The 22896-nt window shown below is 67.2% G+C and carries 19 protein-coding genes; 3 read left to right on the top strand and 16 right to left on the bottom strand.

Features of this window, described 5'->3' with window-relative positions; translation table 11 throughout:
- Positions 1–11 precede the first annotated feature (11 nt).
- The 5 genes from FHW81_RS09430 to hutC all read right to left on the bottom strand — a co-directional run bounded on the left by FHW81_RS09430 (position 12) and on the right by hutC (position 4285).
- On the bottom strand, positions 12–809 hold the full coding sequence (locus tag FHW81_RS09430) for a phosphate/phosphite/phosphonate ABC transporter substrate-binding protein (RefSeq protein ID WP_003114463.1): 798 nt from the start codon (positions 807–809) through the stop codon (positions 12–14).
- An 18-nt stretch (positions 810–827) separates the two neighbouring features.
- Positions 828–1766, bottom strand: coding sequence for a fatty acid desaturase (locus FHW81_RS09425; protein WP_003101765.1), 939 nt, complete (start codon positions 1764–1766; stop codon positions 828–830).
- A 15-nt stretch (positions 1767–1781) separates the two neighbouring features.
- Entirely contained in the window at positions 1782–2804 is a 1023-nt protein-coding gene (locus tag FHW81_RS09420; protein ID WP_003101766.1) for an ABC transporter substrate-binding protein, read from the bottom strand.
- A gap of 141 nt (positions 2805–2945) precedes the next feature.
- Complete coding sequence (locus FHW81_RS09415) at positions 2946–3536, bottom strand: HutD/Ves family protein (RefSeq protein ID WP_106120540.1); 591 nt, start codon at positions 3534–3536, stop codon at positions 2946–2948.
- Positions 3533–4285: a histidine utilization repressor gene (hutC, locus tag FHW81_RS09410; RefSeq protein WP_003095970.1), complete on the bottom strand. Its 753-nt coding sequence runs from the start codon at positions 4283–4285 to the stop codon at positions 3533–3535. The genes FHW81_RS09415 and hutC overlap by 4 nt, the downstream gene beginning before the upstream one ends.
- A gap of 100 nt (positions 4286–4385) precedes the next feature.
- Between hutC and FHW81_RS09405 the strand changes: the two genes are divergently transcribed.
- On the top strand, positions 4386–5747 hold the full coding sequence (locus FHW81_RS09405; protein ID WP_014603386.1) for a formimidoylglutamate deiminase: 1362 nt from the start codon (positions 4386–4388) through the stop codon (positions 5745–5747).
- A gap of 142 nt (positions 5748–5889) precedes the next feature.
- Here FHW81_RS09405 and FHW81_RS09400 read toward each other — a convergent pair whose 3' ends face one another.
- The 9 genes from FHW81_RS09400 to FHW81_RS09360 all read right to left on the bottom strand — a co-directional run bounded on the left by FHW81_RS09400 (position 5890) and on the right by FHW81_RS09360 (position 16998).
- Positions 5890–6459: a lipocalin family protein gene (locus FHW81_RS09400; RefSeq protein ID WP_003095980.1), complete on the bottom strand. Its 570-nt coding sequence runs from the start codon at positions 6457–6459 to the stop codon at positions 5890–5892.
- Positions 6456–6713: an outer membrane protein assembly factor BamE domain-containing protein gene (gene bamE / locus FHW81_RS09395; RefSeq protein WP_003095983.1), complete on the bottom strand. Its 258-nt coding sequence runs from the start codon at positions 6711–6713 to the stop codon at positions 6456–6458. The genes FHW81_RS09400 and bamE overlap by 4 nt, the downstream gene beginning before the upstream one ends.
- Before the next feature lie 72 nt (positions 6714–6785).
- Positions 6786–7388, bottom strand: coding sequence for a DUF924 family protein (locus tag FHW81_RS09390; protein WP_003101790.1), 603 nt, complete (start codon positions 7386–7388; stop codon positions 6786–6788).
- Between the two features lie 4 nt (positions 7389–7392).
- A complete protein-coding gene (locus tag FHW81_RS09385) occupies positions 7393–8403 on the bottom strand; it encodes a class 1 fructose-bisphosphatase (protein WP_003095990.1) in 1011 nt (336 codons plus the stop codon).
- Between the two features lie 139 nt (positions 8404–8542).
- Positions 8543–9073, bottom strand: coding sequence for a lactoylglutathione lyase (gloA, locus tag FHW81_RS09380; RefSeq protein WP_003101793.1), 531 nt, complete (start codon positions 9071–9073; stop codon positions 8543–8545).
- Positions 9074–9229: 156 nt separating this feature from the next.
- The gene (gene estA / locus FHW81_RS09375) at positions 9230–11170 is read right to left on the bottom strand and encodes an esterase EstA (protein WP_004347504.1); all 1941 of its coding nucleotides are present in this window, start codon (positions 11168–11170) and stop codon (positions 9230–9232) included.
- A gap of 108 nt (positions 11171–11278) precedes the next feature.
- Positions 11279–12673 (bottom strand): DUF3999 domain-containing protein, encoded by a 1395-nt coding sequence (locus tag FHW81_RS09370; protein ID WP_023089716.1) that lies wholly within the window; start codon positions 12671–12673, stop codon positions 11279–11281.
- Positions 12670–16275: a DUF2339 domain-containing protein gene (locus FHW81_RS09365; protein WP_096067541.1), complete on the bottom strand. Its 3606-nt coding sequence runs from the start codon at positions 16273–16275 to the stop codon at positions 12670–12672. The genes FHW81_RS09370 and FHW81_RS09365 overlap by 4 nt, the downstream gene beginning before the upstream one ends.
- Positions 16276–16413: 138 nt before the next feature.
- Entirely contained in the window at positions 16414–16998 is a 585-nt protein-coding gene (locus tag FHW81_RS09360; protein ID WP_014603390.1) for an SAM-dependent methyltransferase, read from the bottom strand.
- 83 nt (positions 16999–17081) lie between these two features.
- Here FHW81_RS09360 and FHW81_RS09355 point away from each other — a divergent pair, with 83 nt between their 5' ends.
- On the top strand, positions 17082–17507 hold the full coding sequence (locus FHW81_RS09355) for a helix-turn-helix domain-containing protein (RefSeq protein WP_003114472.1): 426 nt from the start codon (positions 17082–17084) through the stop codon (positions 17505–17507).
- 83 nt (positions 17508–17590) lie between these two features.
- Here FHW81_RS09355 and typA read toward each other — a convergent pair whose 3' ends face one another.
- Both typA and thiI read right to left on the bottom strand, forming a co-directional pair.
- Positions 17591–19408: a translational GTPase TypA gene (typA, locus tag FHW81_RS09350; protein WP_003096009.1), complete on the bottom strand. Its 1818-nt coding sequence runs from the start codon at positions 19406–19408 to the stop codon at positions 17591–17593.
- Between the two features lie 216 nt (positions 19409–19624).
- Positions 19625–21079, bottom strand: a complete 1455-nt coding sequence (gene thiI, locus FHW81_RS09345; RefSeq protein WP_003096011.1) for a tRNA uracil 4-sulfurtransferase ThiI — start codon at positions 21077–21079, stop codon at positions 19625–19627.
- 336 nt (positions 21080–21415) lie between these two features.
- Here thiI and glnA point away from each other — a divergent pair, with 336 nt between their 5' ends.
- Positions 21416–22825: a glutamate--ammonia ligase gene (gene glnA, locus FHW81_RS09340; protein ID WP_003096016.1), complete on the top strand. Its 1410-nt coding sequence runs from the start codon at positions 21416–21418 to the stop codon at positions 22823–22825.
- The last annotated feature ends 71 nt before the right edge of the window (positions 22826–22896 follow it).

Here is a 22896-nt window from a genome sequence, read left to right as displayed (position 1 = left end):
GGTAACACCGTTCAGCGCAATTGCGGGTAACCCCAGCCCTGCGCCTGACGCTCGTAGTCGAGGAGAATCCGGTAATGCTCCTCGCCGGCCGGGAGGAAGCTTTTCAGCGCCAGTGTCGCGGCCAGGTGCGGGCACTCGATCAGCGTCAGGTTCAGCGCTTCGAACAGCTCGCGGCGTTGCGCCGCACTCCAGTGCAGCGAGGTGATCAGCGGCAAGGCCGGGCTCGGCGCGCTGCGCCCGAGCACGCGCAGGCCGTCCAGGCGCTCCGGTGCGTGGCGTTGCAGGTAGCCGAAGGTCACTGCATCCACCGAGGTCAGCTCGACCTCACCCGCGGCCACCATCGCCAGGCTGCGCAGGTGGCCGCCGCTGATGTGCACCTCGGCGAAGAACGCCGAGTCTCGCCCCAGCGGCGCCAGCGCATGGCGCAGCAGGTTCATGCCGCTGTTGGAGTCGTGGTCGTTGAGCGCCAGGCGGGTATTGCGGAAGTCGCCGAGGCGCTGGCGCGCCTGTCCTTCGGCGGCGACGAACAGGCTGCAATGCTCGCCGGGAGCACAATCGGGCAAGTCGTAGCTGGGCACCGCGAGCACCGCCACCTGGCCGCGCAACTGGGTCATCAGCGGATAGCCGCAGGTCTGCGCGAACAACAGGTTAGGCTGTCGCCACTGCACCGCCAGATCGGTGGCGGCCGACGCGTAACGGCGCACGCCCAGGCGCCGGCAGACCTCGCCGATGAAGGTTGCGCCGGCCTGCCTGACGCAGTCCGGCTCGACATACATGTCCAGCGCCGCCACCACCGGGGTATCGATCATGCTCTCGTCCGCCTGCCTTCAATGCTCGGGATGCACCGGCGCATCCACTGGCCGCCAACCGTGGCGCCGCCATAGACGACCATAGCCGGGCAGGTGGAAATCGCCACTGCGTCGCCGGTAGGCACGGCGGCTTGCGCTATACACGCGCGGCAGCAGGTACCAGGGCAGGCCCGGCAGATCGTGGTGGACCAGATGCAAGTTGTTGTTGAGGAACAGCAGCCGCCACGGCCACCCCGCGTCGACCAGCACGCTGCGCTGCGCCGGCTCGCGGGCCGGACGGTGCTCGTAGAAAGAGCGCAGCATGCTCAGGCCGAGGGCCGGATAGGCCACCGCCGGCAGGTACAGCCAGGGCGGGATGCCCGCCCAGCGCCAAAGCCCGGCCAGCAACCCGCCCAGCAGCACGGCATGCAGGCCCCACAGGCGCCAGGCGGCACCCTCTCCCCGGCGCAACCGCGAACCTTCCAGGCGCGCCATCGCCGCCAGGGCCAGCAGCGGGCCGAGGGTGGCGCGACCGAGCAGGGTCTTGTCCAGGCAGAGCCAGCGCCGCCGCCAGGAGCCCAGGCGCGGCCACTCGGACAGACTGACGTAGCGACTCTCGGGGTCCAGCCCCGGGTAGGTCAGTTGCTCGTCGAGGTGGTGCCGCAAGTGGCTGTCACGGTACAGCGGATAGGGATACCAGACGGCCAGTGGCAGGTAGCCGAGCATGGCGTTGAACCTCGGCCAGCGGGTCGGGTGGCCATGGATCAGCTCATGCTGCAACGACATGTAGAGGGAGGCGAACGGCACCAGTCCCGCCAGTACCGGCCAACCCCAGCGCTCATACTGGCTGGCGAGCAGTGCCCAACCGCCGTACAGGCAGGCGATCAGCAGCCAGGTCGGCCATTCGCTGCGCGCCTGGAAGGTATCCTGGAGCCGCCGCACCAGGGTGCGCTGACGCCCGCTCAGGTAGTGCGCCATGAAGGCTGGCGAGGCTTACTTCAGGGAGGTATCGAGGCGCGCGGCGACTTCGGCCGGCACCCAGTGGCTCCAGATTTCGCGATGCTGGCGAAGAAACTGCGCACGCACCTCGCCGACCTCGCGATGATTCTGCGCCATGTCGGCGAGCAGCTCGTTGAACAGCGGCAAGGGGATCTCGACCTTGCGGAACAGCTCGACCAACGCCGGCGCCTTGTCATGGAAATCGCGGGAAACGCCAATGGTGATCTTCGCCGGCAACGAGCGGGAACCGATGGGGTCGGGGTTCTTCGGATCGGACAGGGTGGCCCAGGCCTTCTCGCTGAACGGCGGCTCTTCCAGTTGCACCAGCTTGAAACGGCCCATCAACGGAGTCGGCGACCAATAGTAGAAAAGCACCGGCTCGCCGCGCCGGAAGGCCGCACTGATCGCCGCATCCAGCGCCGGGCCGGTGCCGGTGCGGAAGTTCGTGTAGCTGTCCTGCAACCTGTAGGCCTTGAGCTTCTGGCTGTTGACGATCTCGCAGGTCCAGCCGGTCGGGCAGTTGTAGAAACGCCCCTTGGCGGGCTCCTCGGGATCGCGGAACAGCGCCTTGTAGCGCGGCAGGTCGGCGACCGACCTCAACTCCGGCGCCTTCGCCTCGATGCCTCGTTGCGGGTCGCCCTTGACCAGGTACTCCGGCACCCACCAGCCCTCGGTGGCGCCCTTCACCGTCTCGCCGACGGAGAACACCTCGCCCGCCTCCTCCGCCGCGCGCCACACCGGGCTACGCCCGGCCCATTGCTCCCCGGTGACCTGGATATCGTTCTGGCGCAGGGCGTTTTCCATGGTCACGGTATTGCCCGGCAGCGCGTCGGTCTCGCAGCCGTAGCCTTTTTCCAGTACGTAGCGCAACAGGTCGGTGGTGAACATGCCGCTTTCCCAGTTCAGCCCGGCGAACACCACTTTGCCCGGGTACGGGCATTCCGCCGCGACGGCGGTCTGGCTGGCGAGGCTGGCGCCCAGGGCGAGGACGGCGAGGATCTGGCGAAGCGGGGGCATGCGGGTCTCCCGGTTGGAGTCGGACGGCATGCGGAACTATATAGGCATTAAAAATATTGGATTAATAACGTTTGATTCTTTGGATAGACAAAAGCGCCTACCCTTTCGGTGTAGACGCTTTTTCCTGGCGGCGCCGGCGAATCACAGCGAATCGAGTTCCACCGCACAGACCCACGCCGGCTCGTGGGCCGTCAGGCGCCAATGCTGCAAGCCCTGCAGCCCCTCGGCGCACAGGCAGTCGTGGGCAGCCAGTTGCCCGCGAGGTTGCCCTTGCAAGGAAATCGCTACCCCGTCCTGCTGGGCGAACAGCAGCAGCGTGCTCGCCGTGCCGTGCCAGTCCAGCTCGCCCTCGACCCGCAGCCATTGCAGGCGCGCGCGATGGCGCTGGGGCGCATAGATCAGGTTGAAGTCGCGGATAGCTCCATCGAGCAGGGTGCAGTGCACCTCGCTGTCGCCGGAAAAAGCGAAGGCCTGCCGGGCGCGTAGCGGCGCGGATTCCGCGCCATCCACCCGCAGGCGTATGCCGCCGCCCTCCAGCACGCTGATGATCCGCTGGTAACCGGCGAAGCGGGAGAAGCCGCCGGACTCGCCGACATCGGCGATCGACAGGCGCCAGCCGAAGCCGTCCAGGCCGTCGCCGCCGTCGCGGGCGATCTCCTCGGTGGAGCCGGCGCCGTTCTTCCACGGCATTCTCGGGTAGTCGACGGCGCGCAGGATGCGGAGTTCGCTCATGAGCTGAAACGTCCTTCCAGACGGTGGCGGGAACCCGGGTGCAGCAGCCGCGCGGCGGTCACCGCGACACGCCCGGACCATGTGCGGCGGCGGATCAGCAGGCACGGCTCGCCGCGTTCGATCTGCAACAGCTTGCACTCGGCCGGCTCGGCGAGGATCGCCTCGACCACATGCTCGCCCTCGGTGAGCGGCGCCACCTGGGTCAGGTAGGCATAGGGCGTTTGCCGGGTGAAATCCTGCTTGAGGTAGTCCGGCGCCACCGCGGCGTTCACGTAGCGGTCCTCGATCTGCACCGGGATATCGTTCTCGTAGTGCACGATCAGCGAGTGGAACACCCGCTGGCCTTCGCGCACGTCCAGTGCCAGGGCGCGCTCGGGGCCGGCGACCTCCTCGCCGAGGGTGATCACCTGGCAACGATGGCGATGCCCGCGGGCCGCGATCTCGTCGGCGATGTTGTGCACCTCGAACAGCGCCGACTGGCCCTTGGGCTCGGCGACGAAGGTTCCTACCCCCTGCATGCGCACCAGCAGGCCGTCGCTGGTCAGTTCGCGCAGGGCGCGATTGATGGTCATGCGACTGAAGCCGAGCTGGCTGACCAGTTCGCTCTCGGACGGCACCCGGTGGTGCGGCGGCCAGGCGCCCGACTGGATCTGGCTGACGATCATCTGCTTGACCCGCGCGTAGAGCGGCGCCGGTACCTCGCCGAGTTGCGAGGCCAGCGGGGAACGATCGGAGGAAGAGGACGTCACGGAGAGACTCCTTGTCGAGGCGTCGATGAAGTGAGTTTACGCACCGCTTAATCGTCTGTATATGTATATACAAATAAAACAGACTGCGTGTGAGCTGATTATGTCCGCAATTTTCGCTGAACGTGCGTTGCTGCCGGAAGGCTGGGCGCGAAATGTCCGTTTCGAGATTTCCGCGGACGGAGTCCTCGCCGGGATTCGTCCCGACGCCAACGCCGACGGCGCCGAACGCCTCGGCGGCGCCGTGCTGCCGGGGATGCCCAACCTCCATTCGCACGCGTTCCAGCGCGCCATGGCCGGGCTCGCCGAAGTCGCCGGCAATCCCAACGACAGTTTCTGGACCTGGCGCGAGCTGATGTACCGGATGGTCGCTCGACTGTCGCCGGAACAGATCGAGGTCATCGCCTGCCAGCTCTACATCGAGATGCTCAAGGCCGGCTACACCGCGGTGGCGGAATTCCACTACGTCCATCACGACCTCGACGGCCGCTCCTACGCCGACCCCGCCGAACTTTCCCTGCGCATCTCCCGCGCCGCCAGCGCCGCAGGTATCGGCCTGACCCTGCTGCCCGTGCTTTACAGTCACGCAGGCTTCGGCGGCCAGCCGGCCAGCGAGGGCCAGCGGCGCTTCATCAATGGCAGCGAGGCCTACCTGGAACTGCTCCAGCGCCTGCGCGCGCCGCTGGAGGCGGCAGGCCACTCCCTGGGCCTGTGCTTCCACTCCCTGCGCGCGGTGACTCCGCAGCAGATCGCCACGGTCCTCGCCGCCGGCCACGACGACCTGCCGGTCCACATCCATATCGCCGAACAGCAGAAGGAAGTCGACGACTGCCAGGCCTGGAGCGGACGCCGGCCGTTGCAATGGCTGTACGAGAACGTCGCGGTCGACCAGCGCTGGTGCCTGGTCCATGCGACCCACGCCGACCCCGCCGAGGTGGCGGCGATGGCGCGTAGCGGCGCGGTGGCCGGCCTGTGCCTGAGCACCGAGGCCAACCTCGGCGACGGCATCTTCCCGGCGACGGACTTCCTCGCCCAGGGCGGGCGCCTGGGCATCGGCTCGGACAGCCACGTCTCGCTCAGCGTGGTCGAGGAACTCCGCTGGCTGGAATACGGCCAGCGCCTGCGCGACCGGAAACGCAACCGGCTGTACCGCGACGACCAGCCGATGATCGGCCGCACGCTCTACGACGCTGCTCTGGCTGGCGGCGCCCAGGCCCTTGGGCAGCCGATCGGTAGTCTCGCCGTGGGCCGTCGCGCCGACCTGCTGGTGCTCGACGGCAACGACCCCTACCTGGCCAGCGCCGAGGGCGACGCCCTGCTCAACCGCTGGCTGTTCGCCGGCGGCGACCGCCAGGTGCGCGACGTGATGGTGGCCGGCAGATGGGTGGTGCGCGACGGCCGGCATGCAGGGGAAGAGCGCAGCGCACGGGCATTCGTCCAGGTGCTGGGGGAACTGCTCGACTGACCCTGCACAGCGGCGGACAACCGCGTTGCGCTTATCCGCCCCACTCGTTCGAGCCGTCGGGCGCTAAACGCCGATACTTCCCACGCCAGCCGCCAGGCGTGAACGGCGCTGGAAAGAAAAAACGCCCCGGCGGGGCGTTCCTTCACTGGCTCCGCTTCAACTGGCCGTCGGGTACCCGCCAGATCAGCTCGTCCACCGCGTAACCGCGGCTGCGCGCTTCTTCCAGCAGACGCTCGCGGGTCTGCTGCGAAACCTGCGGGGTACGCGACAGCAGCCACAGGTATTCACGGTTCGGATTGCCCACCAGCGCGGTACGGTAGTCGTCGTCCACCGCCAGCACCCAATAGTCGCCGCGCGCCACGTTGGGGAAGAGATTGGCGAACCAGTTGTCGAAGCGCACCCACAACTTGTCGGTGCGACCCGGCTGCTGGGCGACTGCCCGCCCCTCCACCTGCTCCCAGTCGCCATCCAGGGTCAGGCAGCGATTGATCACCTGGATGCTCTGGTCTTCCTGCAAGCGGTAATGCGCCTCCGATTGCGCGCAGTTGCGCTGGAAGAACATCGGCAAGCGCGCCAGTTCGTACCAGGTGCCCTGGTAGCGCTGGAGGTCGACCTGCTCGGTGGCCGGCGGATTCTTCGGCGAGCCCGCGCAACCGACCAGCAGCAAGCCCAGCCACAGGGTGCAGAGCACCCGGATCGGCAGACCGATCACTTGAGCCCCTGGCCGGAGAAGAGCAGCGCCTTGTCGGCCGCGTACTGCACGCTGATGAAAGCCTTCTCGTCGCCCCAGGTGCAACTGGACATGCCCAGCGCGCCGGAGCACTCGGTGGGCTTGCCGAGGATCGCCTCGACCTCGGCCTTGCTCATGCCGGCCTTGAGCTTGGAATAGTTTTCCTGGTTGATCTTGCTGCAGGCGGCCAGGACGACGCAGAAAGCGACCACGGCCAGGGTACGGAACGACGCCATGAGGAACTCCTTGTTCGGGGGAAGCGCTGCCCTACAGCTTGGCACACGCGGGGGAAATCCGGAGCCTTGGAGTCAGAAACGCGAACCGGGTTCCCTGAGGAACGCCGTCTCCTCCTCGCTGGAGGGGCGGCCGAGAATGGCGTTGCGATGGGGAAAGCGACCGAAGCGGGCGACTACCGCATGATGCCGCTCGGCATAGTCGTAGAAATCGTCGAAGGGCTTGCGCACGCTGCCACCGACCTGATCGCGCAGGTCGCGGAAGCAGGCTACCGCCCGCTCCTGGCTGGGCAGGTCCTCGGCGTGCTCCAGGACCAGGTAGGCGAACACCCGGCGCACCGGCGGCAACTGGCGGTCGAAGCCTTTTTCCAGGCCCTCGCGCACCACCCGTTGCGCCCGGGCGTCGCCGGCGTAGGCGCGCGGCGTGTCGCGGTAGATCATCCGCGGCAACTGGTCGAGCAACAGGATCAGCGCCAGCCAGCCATCGGCCTCGGCCGTCCACTCCTGCAAGCCGCCGTCCAGCGCCTGGTTCACCAGGTCGCCGAAACGGCCGCCGGCATCGGCGTCCTGGCAGACGTTCTTGCCGAACCACAGGCCGTTGCGCTGGGCAACCACCTCGGCGGCATCGCTGGAGGTGCCGAACCACCAGTCGAGCAAGGTCTCCCAGGGCGCGCTCATCGGCCTACTCCGCGTGGTAGCCGGTGATGCGCTCGACTTCCTGCTTCGAGCCGAGGAACACCGCGACACGCTGGTGCAGGTTCTCCGGCTTGATGTCGAGGATGCGCTGGGTGCCGTTGGTGGCGGCGCCGCCGGCCTGCTCGATGATGAACGACATCGGGTTGGCTTCGTACATCAGGCGCAGCTTGCCGGGCTTCTCCGGCTCGCGGGCGTCGCGCGGGTACATGAAGACGCCGCCACGGGTCAGGATGCGGTGGACGTCGGCGACCATCGAGGCGATCCAGCGCATGTTGTAGTTCTTGCCCAGCGGGCCTTCCTTGCCGGCCAGCAGTTCTTCCACGTAGCGTTTCACCGGCGCTTCCCAGTGGCGCTGGTTGGACATGTTGATGGCGAACTCGGCGGTGCTTTCCGGCACGCTGATGTTGTCGTGGGTGAGGACGAAGCTGCCCAGCTCGCGATCCAGGGTGAAGCCCTTGACGCCATTGCCGAGGGTCAGCATCAGCATGGTCTGCGGGCCGTAGATGGCGTAGCCGGCGGCGACCTGGGTGGTGCCCGGCTGGAGGAAGGCTTCCTCGCGCAGGGTATCGTTCTGGTTCAGGTACTCGTTGGGGCAGCGCAGCACCGAGAAGATGGTGCCGACCGAGACGTTGACGTCGATGTTGCTGGAGCCGTCCAGCGGGTCGAAGACCAACAGGTAGGCGCCTTTCGGATAGCGCCCCGGAATCTGGTAGGGGTGGTCCATCTCCTCGGAGGCCATGCCGGCCAGGTTGCCGGCCCATTCGTTGGCTTCCAGCAGGATCTCGTTGGACATCACGTCCAGCTTCTTCTGCACCTCGCCCTGCACGTTCTCGGTGCCCATGCTGCCGAGCACGCCGCCCAGCGCGCCCTTGGACACCGCATGGCTGATTTCCTTGCAGGCACGCGCCACGACCTCGATGAGGAAGCGCAGGTCGGCCGGGGTGTTGTGGCTGCGGGTCTGCTCGATCAGATAGCGGCTCAGGGTAACGCGGGACATGGATGGCTCCGGAGAGAGGAAAAAACCCGCGCAGTTTAACGCGGAATTGGCGGTCACGCTTGACTCCGCGCAACCGCCGGTTGGAGATCGGCGGCGGCGGCGCGGTTCATTTCCGCGGCGCGCAACCGATCGACGGTCGTCAGCCGCGCCCCATCTCGCCGTTCAGGCTGGCCTGGACGATTTCCACCCAGTAGCCGTCGGGATCGCTGATGAAGGCCACGTTCTTCATGCCTCGGTCCAGCGGCTTGACGAAGTTCACCCCGAGCGTTTCGAAACGCTCGCAAGCCGCCACCAGGTCGGGCACCGAGAAACAGATATGGCCGAACCCGCGCGGGTCCTGGTTGCCGTTGTGGTACTGGCTGTCGTCGCTCTCGCTGCCCCAGTTGTGGGTCAGCTCGAGGACCGACTGGCGCCCGAAGGTATATCGCTGGCGCTCGTCGACCGCATCAGGCACTTCTTCGCCACGGGTCATGGCGAGGAAATACAGGGAGAAGCGGCCTTCCTCGAAATCCAGGCGACGCAGCAGGCGCATGCCGAGCACCCGCGAGTAGAAGTCGAGCGAGCGCTTCGGATCCTTGACCCGCAACATGGTGTGGTTGAACACGTATTCCTGGGTGATGGCGTCCGGCTCCATGCAGATGCCGGGCTGTACTTCGGTGTTGAAACTCATCGGGCGATTCCCTCGAACGAAACGGATCGGCAGTGTATGGCGGTCGACCGGGCGGCGAGTAACAGCGGGGTACTACTCTCTTGATGCCGGCGCGCGCCGTTCGTTCCGTCGGCGAGAAACGCGACCGGCGCCGCCCGGGCGCCGGTCGCCGCCACCTCAGAAGTCCAGGCTCAGCGCCAGGCTGACGCTCTGCTGGGTATCGTCCTCGCCCTTGCGCCAGTTGTAGCCGCCGCGCAGCGACAGCTCCGGTGCCAGCTTCTGGCTGAAGCCGAGGGAGACGCGGTTGAGGTGGTCCTGCGGGGTGTAGCCTTCGAGGGTGAAGCGATTGCCCGGCAGGCTGTTGAGGGACATGGTCAGGTCCTGGGTGTCGTCCTCGTACTCGCGTTCGTGGGCGTACTCGGCGAACAGCTGGGTATCGCTGCCGAACGCGTACTTGCCTTGCAGGCCGGCGCCCAGGCGCTTCGAGCTGCGCTTCTGGTCGTCGTAGTCGAGCGCGCTGGCGCTGGCGCCCTTCTCGGAATAGCCGTCGACCTCGACCCGTGCATAGTCGGCGCTGACGAACGGCGACAGGTGCCAGGGACTGTCGGCCTGCTGGGCGATGTCGTAGCCCAGGCGCGCGCTGAACGCCCACAGGTGGCCGTTGGTGTCGCCTTTCTCGCTGCGCTCGCCGCCGCCCAGGGCGAACTTGCGCTTCAGGTCGTCGTAGTCGAGGTAGCCGCCGGTCAACGCCGCGTCGGCCCACCAGCGGTTTTCCTGGTACTGCACGAAGGCGCTGGCCATGTAGCTGTTCATCCGGTAGTCGGAATCCTTGGCGCCGGCTTCCAGCTTCTGCCGGTAGAAACCGGCGGCGACCCCGGCGCGCCAGGCCTCGTCGATGCGGTAGCTGCCGCCAAGGGTCAGGTTGTAGCCATTGCCGTCGCCGCTGGCGGCGCTGTCCTGGGAGTCGAAGTCCAGGCGCTGGCCACCGCCGCCGACGAAGCCGCGCCACTGGCCGACGTTCTGCCAGTTCTCCCAGTCCGCCTGCCACTGGCTGCGCAGTTCGTCCTGGTAGGCACGCAGGGTGCCGTGGGCCATTTCCGGCAGCAGGGTCAACTCCCAGGGCGCCGACAGCAGCGAATAGGTGTAGTCGGCGATCAGGCGCTGGCCGGTGATGGTCGGGTGCACGCTGTCATTGAACAGCAGTTTGCTCGGATCGGGCGTGCTGCCGTTGATCCCGTAGGTCGGGTTCATGGTACAGCCGTTGCCGCTGAAACAGGTGCCGATCAGGTTCTGGTCGGCGGCCAGGCCGAAGGAAGCCGGGTTGGCCATGCCTTCCTTGAGCAGCAGCGGGATGTTCAACGGAATGACGTTGGCGCCGGCCTGGCTCAACTGGGCGGTCAGCTCGGCGTTGAACGTGCCGCTGAGTTGGCTGGCGAAAGGCTGCAAGGGACCACCGAAGGTAGCCGGGGTCAGGCCCAGGTCGGGCAACAGCCAGACCACGATGTAGCGCGCGCCGGCCTGCTGCAGGGCCTGCACGCTATCCACCAGGCGACCGGCGGCCTGTTGTGCCTGGACGTCGTTGAGGATGCGCCCCTGGAGGAAGTCGTTGCCGCCGCCGGTGATGTAGTACAACGCGTTCGGATCAGCACCCAGGCCCTGGCGGGCACGGTCCACCAGGTAGCCATCTCGGCTGCGCAGGAGGGTATTGTCGCGCTCGATCAGCGAGCCGTTGGCCGCGGTGATCGAGTCGTAGATCTGGTCGGTCCGGTAGCCGCCCACCGCCCAGTTGTTGCCGTCGGCGATGCCCTGCTGGGCGTTGACCGGCGAGGTCGAGGCAGCCAGGTCGCCCGGGGCGATGCCGAGCTGATTGCCGAGCAGCATGGGCGCGGTCGGTCCGAAGATCTCGCCGCTGCCGTTCTGGTAGGTCGGGCCGACCCGGTTGGTGAAACGCGAGGTGCTTCCGGCGGGGCCGGCAGGATCGGGGAACTGCCCGGCATCGCTGAGGCTGTCGCCGAACACCACCAGCGTCGAATAGGGCGAAGGAGCAGCCTGCGGGGCGGTGGACAGCGAAGCCAGCAGGCAGGCCGCTACCAGTGGCTTGAGCGCCATTCTGATCATTCTCTTACTCCGTGATTTGTTTTTATTGTCGGGCCGCCGCGTCGTCGGCATGCGCCCCGGGGCCCGTCATAAAGCCTCCTCAGCCGAACAGCATAGCGCGGAACCGGCTCATGGCTTGTTCGGCGAGGAACGCAGCAGGCTCATTGCCATTATTACCAACAGAGCGACCCCCAGCAGAAGTACCGCCCACAGGCCGATCTTCTTCCAGTCGCTACCCGGTGCCGGCGCCGCGACCGCCATGGCCACCTCCAGCGGTTCGCCCAGGCTGGCGCTACCCAGGGTGGCGCGCTTGCTCTCGGTATAGCCGGGAATCAGTACGCCGAGCGGCAGCGCCGCCGACTGCGCGCCGGGCTTGCCGAACGCCAGCCGGTACGGCGGGCTGCCGCGCACCAGGAACACCAGTTCGCTGGCCGGCAGGCCGACACTCAGGGACGGGACCTCCAGGCCCAGGCCGGTACCTCGTTGGTCCACCTGCAGACGCAGCTCGCGCACCGCCCAGCCCGGCAGTTCCAGCTCATTCTGCTGTACGTTGCGGCCGTCGATCGGCAGCCGGTAGAGAACCCCGCGTGCCAGGCTGCTCCAGGCGGCCTCCCGGCGCGGCGAAGCGTTCTCCGTACGATCACGGCCGGACAGTTCCACCGGGACGATGGTGTGGGTCAGCGCCTGCTCCAGGGACACCCGCACCCGCTGCAACGGCAACGCCAGCGGCAACTGCCAGCGGTACTCGCCGTCCCCCGCCTGGCGCCCGGCCAGCGGCTCGGACCAGATCATCGGCGCCGGCTCGGTGCTCCGCGTGCTGCCTTGCAGGCGGGCGCCTTGGAGGTCTGCCGCGGTTGCCCCGGCCGGCCAGGCCAGACGCAGGTAGCGGGCCTGGCGGCCGGGAAGCTTGACCTCGCTGACGTCGATGCGTTCGCCGTTGAAGGTCAAGCGGGCGATCTGTCCGTCACCCCAGGCCTGCCAATGCTCGAGGTCGTCGCTGGCTTCCACGGAGAAGCGCTGGAAGCCCTCCTCCGGGCTGCTCCAGTCCAGCCGCAGGCGCTCCAGGGGAAACGTCACCGCGCTCGCGTCGATCAGCCAGCCGCGCAAAGTCTCGGCAGCCGGCCCGGCGTTTTCCGGCAGCACCTCGACTATGGTGCCGCTGGTGTTGCGCTGCACCCGCAGGTTCGGTTGCGTCGCATCGGCGGCGGACGTGCCTCGCAACGGGAACAGCCGCACCTCGGCCTCATGCGGCGTGCTGGCCTGGCGCTCGCTGCCGGCCACCAGGGCGTAGGGCAAGGCCTCGCCTTCGGCATCGAAGACCCGCAGGTCGCGCAGGTCGGCATGGGCAGCCGACAACTGCACGCTCATCGGGATGCTCAGGCGATACCAGGGACCTTCGCCCTGCAGCGACAGCGCCACCTGGCGGCTGAAACCTTCGGCAGACTCCTTCGCCGACAGCGGCAGGGACAAGCAGGCGCCCAGCAGGAGCAGGCCGGCGGTTCTGAACGAAAAGGAGCGCGTCATGGCTGCTCGGCCTCCGATGCGACCTCGGCGCGACGCGGAGGCAAGGGTGAGAAGTAGCCGACGACCAGCAACAGGACGCCGACCCCGATGAAGGAGATGATTCGCTCCAGGCTGCCACTGTTGCCCAGCTCGACGAAGAACAGCTTGACCACCACGACGCCGACCAGCGCCGCGCCGACCATCCACAGGTCGCGCCGGCCGAGACGGGTACCGGCGATGGTCAGGCCCAGCGCACAGAGCGTCCAGACCAGCGAAAGCCCCGCCTGCACCAGCATCGACGCGGTCAGCGCCTCGGCCTGGAACGGTACGCCGGCCAGGTGGTGCGCGGCGCGGCACACCGCCAGGGTCAGCAGGGCGAACAGCGAGGCGCCGGCCAACGCCTGGCGCCCCAGGCGCGCGCTGGCATTGCCATCGACGAGCGAGGCCAGGCTGGCGTCGCTCCAACGGTAGAGGGCGAACAGCACGATCAGCAGCCCCAGTTCCAGCGGGTTGGCCAGCGGCAGGTAAGGCAGCGGCTCGGCAGCGCCGTCGCTGAGCAGGTTGGCGCTCCAGAACCAGCCGAGCAGCAACAGCGCCACCGGCGCAGCGGCGAGCAGCCGATACTCCCGCGGGAAGTCGCGCAGCGGCCAGGGCAGGCTCCGCCCGCCAGCCACCAGCAGCAGGTAGGCGCTCGGGACCAACGCCCAGCCCAGCCAACGCCAGGCGTTGTACTGTTCGGCGAGCAGGGCGAACAGGTAGCGCAGCTCCAGCGCCAGCACCCCTAGCAACAGCCAGCAACCGAGCACATGGGCAACGCTCAGGGCCTTCGCCGGCAGCAACGGGGCAAGGCGTCGCAGCGACAGCAGGTGCGTGGCGAACAGCAGCGGCCAGGCCAGCCAGCCGAATTCGCCGAACGGCTGGTAATCGAAACGCCAGGCACTGGCCAGGGCCAACAGCGCCACCGGGACCAGCGCCAGGCACAGCAGGGCCAGTTCGCGCCAGCGCTCGCGCAGCGCCAGCAGCATCCACGACGCCACTGTCGCCGCGGCCACCAGCAGCAACGCATGCTCGCGCAGGCCATAAGGCACGAAGCGGACGGTTTCGTACAGCGCGGTCAGCGCCCACCAGCCGGCTCCCCAGAGCAGCAGCAAGTGCGACAGCTCGGCCAGGCCGAGGGTACCGATACCCAGCGCCCGCTCGCGCTCGCCGGCGCGGCGCAGCCGCCAGGCGCCGACCAGCGCCGCCAGGGCCAGCACTGCCGGCGTCCAGAACCCGGAATGGGCCAGGGGCCGCAGGCCTTCGCCGCTCAGCGAGCCGAACAGCGACGGCCCGGCGAGGAGGAACGCCAGGCCGCCCACTACCTGCAAGGCGAGGCCGAAGTAGAAGCTCAGGCGCTGGCGCAGCACCAGGCTCAGCCAGATGATCAGCAGCCCGCTACCGGCCCATACCGCGCTGGCGCTGCGCCAAGGCAGGACGAACAGCACTGCCAGGTTGACGAACGCCAGACCGGCCAGCAGCACCAGGCTCAAGCCCATGAGCAGCCGACTGTCGTCCTTCACCAGCGGGTCGCGCGCCGCCAGCAGCATGCCGCCGATCAGCGCCAGGCCAATCAGCGAGGCGGTCATCAAGCCACGCCAGCCCGAGTCGAATACCCCACCCTGGCCATCGCCGCCCTGCAAATGCAGGAGGAACAGCGCACCGCCCAGCAGTTGCACGGCGAAGGCGCAGAACAGGAAGGTACGCGAGCCCAGGCGCAAGCCGGCGAACAAGCTCGCCAGGCCGGCCACGGCCCAGGCGATGGCGGTGCCGTCGACGGCCAGGCAGAGCGGTGCGACCAGGTAGAGGAAGGCCAGGCCGGCGGCCGCCAGCAACGGCCGGCAGGCGGGCTCCCAGTCGGCCAGCGCTTTCGCCGGCGCGCGACGCAGCTGCCAGAAGCTGAACAGCGCCGCCGCACCGAGCATCAGCGCGCCCAGCGGCGAACCCTCCAGCAACGTCGTCTCACCCGGGCGCACGCCATTCAGGTAGGCCAACGCCGCACCGCCCTGCAACAGCAGGGCGAAGAGCCGCGCCAGGCGGCGTTGCTGGTGCAGGCCGAGCCAGTAGATGCCGGCGCCCTCGACGGCCCAGGCGGCCGAGGTCCAGCGCGCGTCCAGGCCGAGCGGAATGGCCAAGGTGCCGAAGACCACCCCCAGCGCCAGGCAGATTTCCACCAGCAGGCTGGTGCGTCCGGCCGAAGCATGGCCGCGCAGCACCCGCGCCAGGACCATGTAGAAGAGCCCCAGGGCCAGGGCGCTGAAGGCCATGCCGAAGTCGATGTGGCCGATCACCGCGCATTGCAGGCCGAACCCCACCAGTGGCGGGCCGAACAGCACGGTGGCGTCGATGTAGTCGGCCTGTCGCGCCGACCAGCGCAGCAGTTCGCCGCGCTCGGCAGGCGCCTGCGCGGCCTCCAGCAGCTTACGGCGGGCGAAGAGCAGGCCGATCCCGACGTACATCAGGAAGAACAGGGCCAGGAACGGCTCGGTGCTGGCGAACAGCTCCGGTGTATAGGAGCGCAGTCCCCAGGCGAAGCCGATGCCGAAGGTGCCGACGAAGCCGACCAGGTTGAGCGGCCGCCAGGCGCGGAACCAGGCGATGGCGAAGATGCCGGCGTTGAGCAGGGCGAAGTAGCTGAACAGCGCTACATGGTTGCCGCTGCCGGTGGAGGTCAGGATCGGCGCGGCGAAGCCGCCGAGCGCCGCCACTACCGCCAGGCCCATGGCGTTCTGCAGCACGGCGAGGATCGCCGAGCAGATCGTCACCACCACCAGCAGGGCCAGCGCCGCGCCGGGAGAGATCAGCGGATGCAGGCGCATGGCGGCGAAGATGGTCAGGTACAGCACCGCGATACCGGTGCCTTGCAGGATCAGGCCGTAGGCGGCGCGCCGCTCGCGCAGCCACCAGCCGACGCCGAGCAGCGCCATCGCTGCCAGCGCCACCCCGGCGTAGCGGTACTCCACCGGCACCGCCACCCGTTCCGAGGCATAGCGCAGGAGGAAGGCCAGGCCGATGAACAGCAGCACCACGCCGATGCGCAATACCGTGTTGCCGCCGAACAGCCAGCCCTTGGCCGCGGCGAAGCCACGCTCGACCAGCGAGGGTTCGCGTGGAGGCGCTGGAGGGGCGGCACGGCGCGGCGCTGGCAGGGCGTCAGGCTGGAACGCCGGCTGACGCTCGATGGGCTGGACGGGTTCGGGGGGACGAGGCGGAGGCGGCGCAGCCTCGACGGCCGGTAGCTCGATGTCCCAGTCCAGCGGCGGGGCAACCTCGGCGGGAGGAGCGGGAGGCGTGTCTGCGAGCGGCTGGTCGATGCCGGCGGCCGGCTCGGGAACGCTTTCGGGAAGGTCCTGCGCCTGGCGCTCCACGCGCAGCAAGCGCTGGTGGATGACCTCGGTGCCGCGCTCGAAGCGTTCGGCGAATTCGCTCATCTGCTTGCGCAGGCGCTCGTTCTGTTGCGCCAGGTTCTGCAGCGAGACGGCCTGTCCCAGGGCCAGGCCGGAAAGGCCGCCGAGGAGGGCGCCGACCAGCGATTCCCCGGCGAAGCCGCCGAGGATCAGGCCCACCAGCATGAAAATCCATTGCATGCGTCGAATCCTTGATCAAGAGGTACCACGATCCACTGATACCTGCCCTGGCCATCCTGCCAGAGCGGAACCCGCGCCGGGAGTATACAGCCCGCATTCCAGAGATTCGACGCATTCCGACGCCCGCCCCGTGGCGAGCTACCTCTTCCTGGCGATGAACTGGACCACGCAGGCCGCGCCGGTGTGGAAACGGCCCTCGACCACCTCGCGCTCGATTTCCCGCGCCAGCAGCACCTCGCACTCCGGCAGCTCCGCCTCCAGCGCCGCGCGGCTCACCAGCATGTCGACGTCCGCCGGGCCGCCGGTGCCGCGGCCGAGCTGTTCCGGCCGATAGGCCTCCAGCAGGAAGAGACCGCCCGGTCGCAGCGAACGCTCCAGCAGGCAGTTGAGTCTGCCGCGCACGCGACTGGGCAGGTGCGCGAAGATCGACACCACCGCGCCGAACGCCGCTGCCGGCGGTTCGTAGTCCGCCAGGTCGACCACCAGGGTGTCGATCGACACGCCTTTCGCCTCGGCCAGCCGGCGCGCCTTGGCCAGGCCGACGGCGGAGCCGTCCACGCCAAGCACCTCCAGCCCCAGCGAAGCGAGGAACACCGCGTTGCGCCCCTCGCCCTCGGCGACGCTCAGCACCGGCCCGGCCAGCCGCTGCGCATGTTCCTTCAGGAAAGCGTTGGGTTCGGTTCCGTAGACATACTCTTCGGCGGCATAGCGTTCGTCCCACATGAGGTTCACCTCGTCTGTATTTCGTCACGGCCCAGGTGCCGAAACGCTAGTCTTCCACTTCAAGTCGACTTGAGGTCAAGGGCATGCGGCAACTGGACATAGGCGAGGTCGCGCGACGATCCGGGGTACCGGCCTCGACCCTGCGCTACTACGAGGAAAAGGGACTGATCGCCTCCAGCGGCCGGCACGGCCTGCGCCGGCTGTTCGATGCAGGCGTGCTGGAGCGGCTGGCGCTGATCGGGCTGGGCCGCGCCGCCGGGTTGTCGCTGGACGAGATTGCCGGCATGGGCGCAGCCGACGGCGCGTTGCGGATCGACCGCGCGGCGCTGGCGGCCAAGGCCGACGAACTGGACCGGACGATCCGCCGCCTCGCCGCCATGCGCGACGGCCTGCGGCATGCCGCGGCCTGTCCGGCGCGCGAACACATGGACTGCCCGACGTTCCGCCGCCTGCTGCGGGCCGCTGCCGCGGGGGCCATCAAGCCACGCCGGAAAGCGCCCGGCGCATAGCAAAACGGCCGGCAGGCCGGGCACCCCTGCCCTGCCTGCCGGCCGCGAGGCACGCCGTTGCGGCGCGCCGGTACGGCAACGGTTTAGACCTTGCTGCGCTCGTAGCGCTTGCGGTCGTTCTCGTTGAGCATCTTCTTGCGCAGGCGGATCGACTTCGGCGTCACTTCCACCAGCTCGTCGTCGGCGATGAACTCCAGCGCCTGCTCGAGGGTGAAGCGGATCGGCGGAACCAGGGCGATGACTTCGTCCTTGCCGGAAGCGCGCATGTTGTCGAGCTTCTTGCCCTTGGTCGGGTTGATCACCAGGTCGTTGTCACGGCTGTTGATGCCGGCCAACTGGCCTTCGTAGATTTCGTCGCCCGGGCCGAGGAACAGCTTGCCGCGGCTCTGCAGGGTCTCCAGCGAGTAGGTCAGCGCGGTGCCGGTGGCCATGGAGACCAGTACGCCGTTCTGGCGGTTGCTGACTTCGCCGGCCTTGATCGGACCGTAGTGGCTGAAGGTCGAGGTCAGGATGCCGGTGCCCGAGGTCAGGGTCAGGAAGTTGTTGCGGAAGCCGATCAGGCCGCGCGCCGGAATGGTGTACTCCAGGCGCACGCGGCCCTTGCCGTCGGGAATCATGTTGCTCAGGTCGCCCTTGCGCAGGCCCATCTGCTCCATCACCGAGCCCTGGTGCTGCTCCTCGATGTCGATGGTGACGTTCTCGTAGGGCTCCTGCTTCTCGCCGTCCTTCTCGATGATCACCACTTCCGGGCGGCCCACGGCCAGCTCGAAGCCTTCGCGGCGCATGGTCTCGATCAGTACCGACAGGTGCAGTTCGCCACGGCCGGAAACCTTGAACTTCTCCGGGCTGTCGCCCGGCTCGACGCGCAGCGCCACGTTATGCAGCAGTTCCTTCTCCAGGCGCTCCTTGATGTTGCGGCTGGTGACGAACTTGCCTTCGCGGCCGGCGAACGGCGAATCGTTGACCTGGAAGGTCATGCTCACGGTCGGCTGGTCGACGGTCAGCGGCGGCAGCGCCTCGACGTTCTGCGGGTCGCACAGGGTATCGGAGATGAACAGCTCCTCCATGCCGCTGACGCAGACGATGTCGCCGGCTTCCGCCTCGGCCACCTCGACGCGCTGCAGGCCGTGGTGGCCCATGATCTTCAGGATGCGGCCGTTGCGCTTGCTGCCGTCGTCGCTGATGGCCACCACCGGGGTGTTGGACTTGACCTTGCCGCGGGTGATGCGGCCGATACCGATCACGCCGAGGAAGCTGTTGTAGTCCAGCTGCGAGATCTGCATCTGGAACGGACCCTCGGTGTCCACCACCGGAGCCGGGACGTGGTCGATGATCGCCTGGAACAGCGCGTCCATGTTGTCGTCCATCTTCTCGTGGTCGAGACCGGCGATGCCGTTCAGGGCGCTGGCGTAGACGATCGGGAAGTCGAGTTGCTCGTCGGTGGCGCCGAGGTTGTCGAACAGGTCGAAGATCTGGTCGATGACCCAGTCCGGACGCGCGCCCGGGCGGTCGATCTTGTTCACCACCACGATCGGACGCAGGCCGGCCTTGAAGGCCTTCTGGGTCACGAAGCGGGTCTGCGGCATGGGGCCGTCCTGGGCGTCGACCACCAGCAGCACGGAGTCGACCATCGACATCACGCGCTCCACCTCGCCGCCGAAGTCGGCGTGACCGGGGGTGTCGACGATGTTGATGTTGTAGCCGTTCCACTTGATCGCGGTGTTCTTCGCCAGGATGGTGATGCCACGCTCTTTTTCCTGGTCGTTGGAGTCCATCACCCGCTCGCTTTCCGCTTCTTTGCGGTCGAGGGTGCCGGACAGCTTCAGCAGCTTGTCCACCAGGGTGGTCTTGCCATGGTCGACGTGGGCGATGATGGCGATGTTGCGCAGATTTTCGATCACAAGTCTTGTCTCGTTTAACGCCCGAAGCGCGGCTTCGCGGCGGTGGTGGGGTCGGACAGGGCGGCGCCCGACACGACAGGCTTCTTCAATTAAGGGGCGGGCAGCAGGCGGACGCTGCCCCGGTCCGGCCGGCACGCCGAAGGGCGGGCATCGGCCTAGGCGGCGGACGTGTCGGGAGGACGGTGGCGGATGCTGCCGCCGAACAAGCCCGGCTGCTTAAGCCGGACGATAAACACGCACATTGGTGTGCCCCTCGTTGAGCAGGTGATGGGCATGCAGGCGGCTCATCACCCCTTTGTCGCAATACAGGAGGTACTGGCGGTTGGCGTCCAGTTCCTTGAAGCGGCTGTTGATCGCGTAGAACGGCAGCGCCTGGACTTCGACGCCTTCCAGGGCCAGGGGTTCGTCTTCCTGGGCATCAGGATGGCGGATATCGATGACAATCTGACCGGGCAGCACCTCGCCGACCTCTTCCACCTGCAGGTCCTGGCCGAGTTCGTCGATCACCCGGTCGACGGTGCGCTGGGTGGCTCGCTCCAGGGCGCGCTCGAGCACCGCCATGTCGAATTTCGACTCTTCGTGCTCGACGCGGTAGGGCTTGGCCTGGGTGGTCGGGTTCACCGAGATCACCCCGCAGTATTCCGGCATGTGCCGGGCGAACTCGGCGGTGCCGATCTGCCGGGCGGTGTCGATGATGTCCTGCTTGTGGCTGACGATCAGCGGGCGCAGCACCAGGGTGTCGGTAACCCGGTCGATCACCGAGAGGTTCGGCAGGGTCTGGCTGGACACCTGGGAGATCGCCTCGCCGGTCACCAGCGCGTCCAGCTCCAGGCGCTCGGCCACGCGGCTGGCGGCGCGCAGCATCATGCGCTTGAGGGTCACGCCCATATAGCTGTCGTCGACCTTGGTGAGGATCTCGCCGACCACTTCCTCGAACGGCACGCTGACGAACAGCACGCGCTGCGAGCGGCCGTACTTCTCCCACAGGTAGTGGGCGACTTCCATCACCCCCAGTTCGTGGGCGCGCCCGCCGAGGTTGAAGAACACGAAGTGGCTGATCATCCCGCGGCGCATCATCTGGTAGGCCGCCACGGTCGAGTCGAAGCCGCCGGACATCAGCACCAGCACCTGTTCCAGCGCGCCCAGCGGATAGCCGCCCAGGCCCGGATGCTGGCGATGGATGACGAACAGGCGGTCGAGGCGGATTTCCATCCGCACCTCGACTTCCGGCTGCTTCAGGTCGATCCCGGCAGCCCCGCATTCGCGGCGCAGGCCGCTGCCGACGTAACGCTCCACCTCCATCGAGGTGAACGCGTGCTTGCCGGCGCGCTTGCAGCGCACGGCGAAGGTCTTGCCGGCCAACTGGTCGCCGAAATGCGCCTTGCACTTGGCGAGGATGTCGTCGAAATCGCCCAGCGGATACTCGTGGACCTCGAGGAAATGACCGATGCCCGGGGTGCAGGTCAGGCGCTCGATCATCTCGCGCCTGGCCTTGGCGTCGACCACGGCGGTCTCTACCTCCAGGTTGTCCCACTCGCCCTCGACCTTCAGCTCCGGGTCCAGGTCGCGCAGCACCGCGCGGATGTTCTTCGCCAACTGCCGGATGAAGCGCTTGCGCACCGGCCGGCTCTTGATGGTGATTTCCTGGAAGGTCTTGACGATGAGTTTCATGCGAGGGACGCGAACGCGCGGGGCGACGGAAAAAAAGGGGCGGAATTATATCTGAAATTGCTCACGTATTGAGCAGAAATATGCACAGTTATTTTTGCTGCACCAAAATGGAATGATGCACCAACATGGAGCACCATAACGGTGCACCCGAAGGCCGCCCAGCTACCCTGAAGAAGACCTGGCCCCGCCAAACATGGGGCCCTGCCCGATTCCGGGCACTGGCACGCAACTTGCTCACTTGTGAGGCAGGTTGCCCTGGCGGAGTATTCCGGCCGGCATCACCCGATACTGGGGCACAGAAAAAGCTCCCAGCTCTAATCCCTCCTGGAGGACAGCATGTCGTACAAGTCGCACCAACTGATCAAAGACCATGACGTGAAGTGGGTAGACCTGCGCTTCACCGATACCAAGGGCAAGCAGCAACACGTCACCATGCCGGCTCGCGACGCGCTGGACGATGAGTTCTTCGAAGCCGGCAAGATGTTCGACGGCTCCTCCATCGCCGGCTGGAAAGGCATCGAAGCCTCCGACATGATCCTGATGCCGGACGACAGCACCGCCGTCCTCGATCCGTTCACCGAAGAGCCGACCCTGATCCTGGTCTGCGACATCATCGAGCCGAGCACCATGCAAGGCTACGAGCGCGACCCGCGCAACATCGCCAAGCGCGCCGAGGAGTACCTGAAGTCCACCGGCATCGGCGACACCGTGTTCGTCGGCCCGGAGCCGGAGTTCTTCATCTTCGACGAAGTGAAGTTCAAGTCCGACATCTCCGGCTCGATGTTCAAGATCTTCTCCGAGCAGGCTTCCTGGAACACCGACGCCGACATCGAGTCCGGCAACAAGGGCCATCGCCCGGGCGTGAAGGGCGGCTACTTCCCGGTACCGCCGGTCGACCACGACCATGAAATCCGCACCGCCATGTGCAACGCCCTGGAAGAAATGGGCCTGGTGGTCGAAGTCCACCACCACGAAGTGGCAACCGCCGGCCAGAACGAGATCGGCGTGAAGTTCAACACCCTGGTCGCCAAGGCCGACGAAGTGCAGACCCTGAAGTACTGCGTGCACAACGTCGCCGACGCCTACGGCAAGACCGTGACCTTCATGCCGAAGCCGCTGTACGGCGACAACGGTTCGGGCATGCACGTGCACATGTCGATCTCCAAGGACGGCAAGAACACCTTCGCCGGCGAAGGCTATGCCGGCCTGTCCGAGACCGCCCTGTACTTCATCGGCGGCATCATCAAGCACGGCAAGGCCCTGAACGGCTTCACCAACCCCTCGACCAACTCCTACAAGCGCCTGGTCCCGGGCTTCGAAGCTCCGGTGATGCTGGCCTACTCGGCGCGCAACCGTTCCGCCTCGATCCGTATCCCCTACGTATCCAGCCCGAAGGCCCGCCGTATCGAAGCGCGCTTCCCGGACCCGGCAGCCAACCCCTACCTGGCCTTCGCCGCGCTGCTGATGGCCGGCCTGGACGGCATCCAGAACAAGATCCACCCCGGCGATGCCGCCGACAAGAACCTGTACGACCTGCCGCCGGAAGAGGCGAAGGAAATCCCGCAGGTTTGCGGCAGCCTGAAAGAGGCGCTGGAAGAACTCGACAAGGGCCGCGCGTTCCTGACCAAGGGCGGCGTGTTCACCGACGAGTTCATCGATGCCTACATCGAGCTGAAGAGCGAAGAAGAGATCAAGGTGCGCACCTTCGTGCACCCGCTGGAATACGACCTGTACTACAGCGTCTGATCCACCCTTTCCTATAACAACGAGTCACCCTCTTGAGGCCTCCTTCGGGAGGCCTTTTTTATGGGCCGGAC

The sequence above is a fragment of the Pseudomonas sp. RC10-4-2 genome (genome assembly GCF_050433085.1).
Lineage (GTDB): Bacteria > Pseudomonadota > Gammaproteobacteria > Pseudomonadales > Pseudomonadaceae > Pseudomonas > Pseudomonas aeruginosa.
Note: the sequence above shows the minus strand (reverse complement) of the source record. Positions and strands in the feature narration are given on the sequence as shown.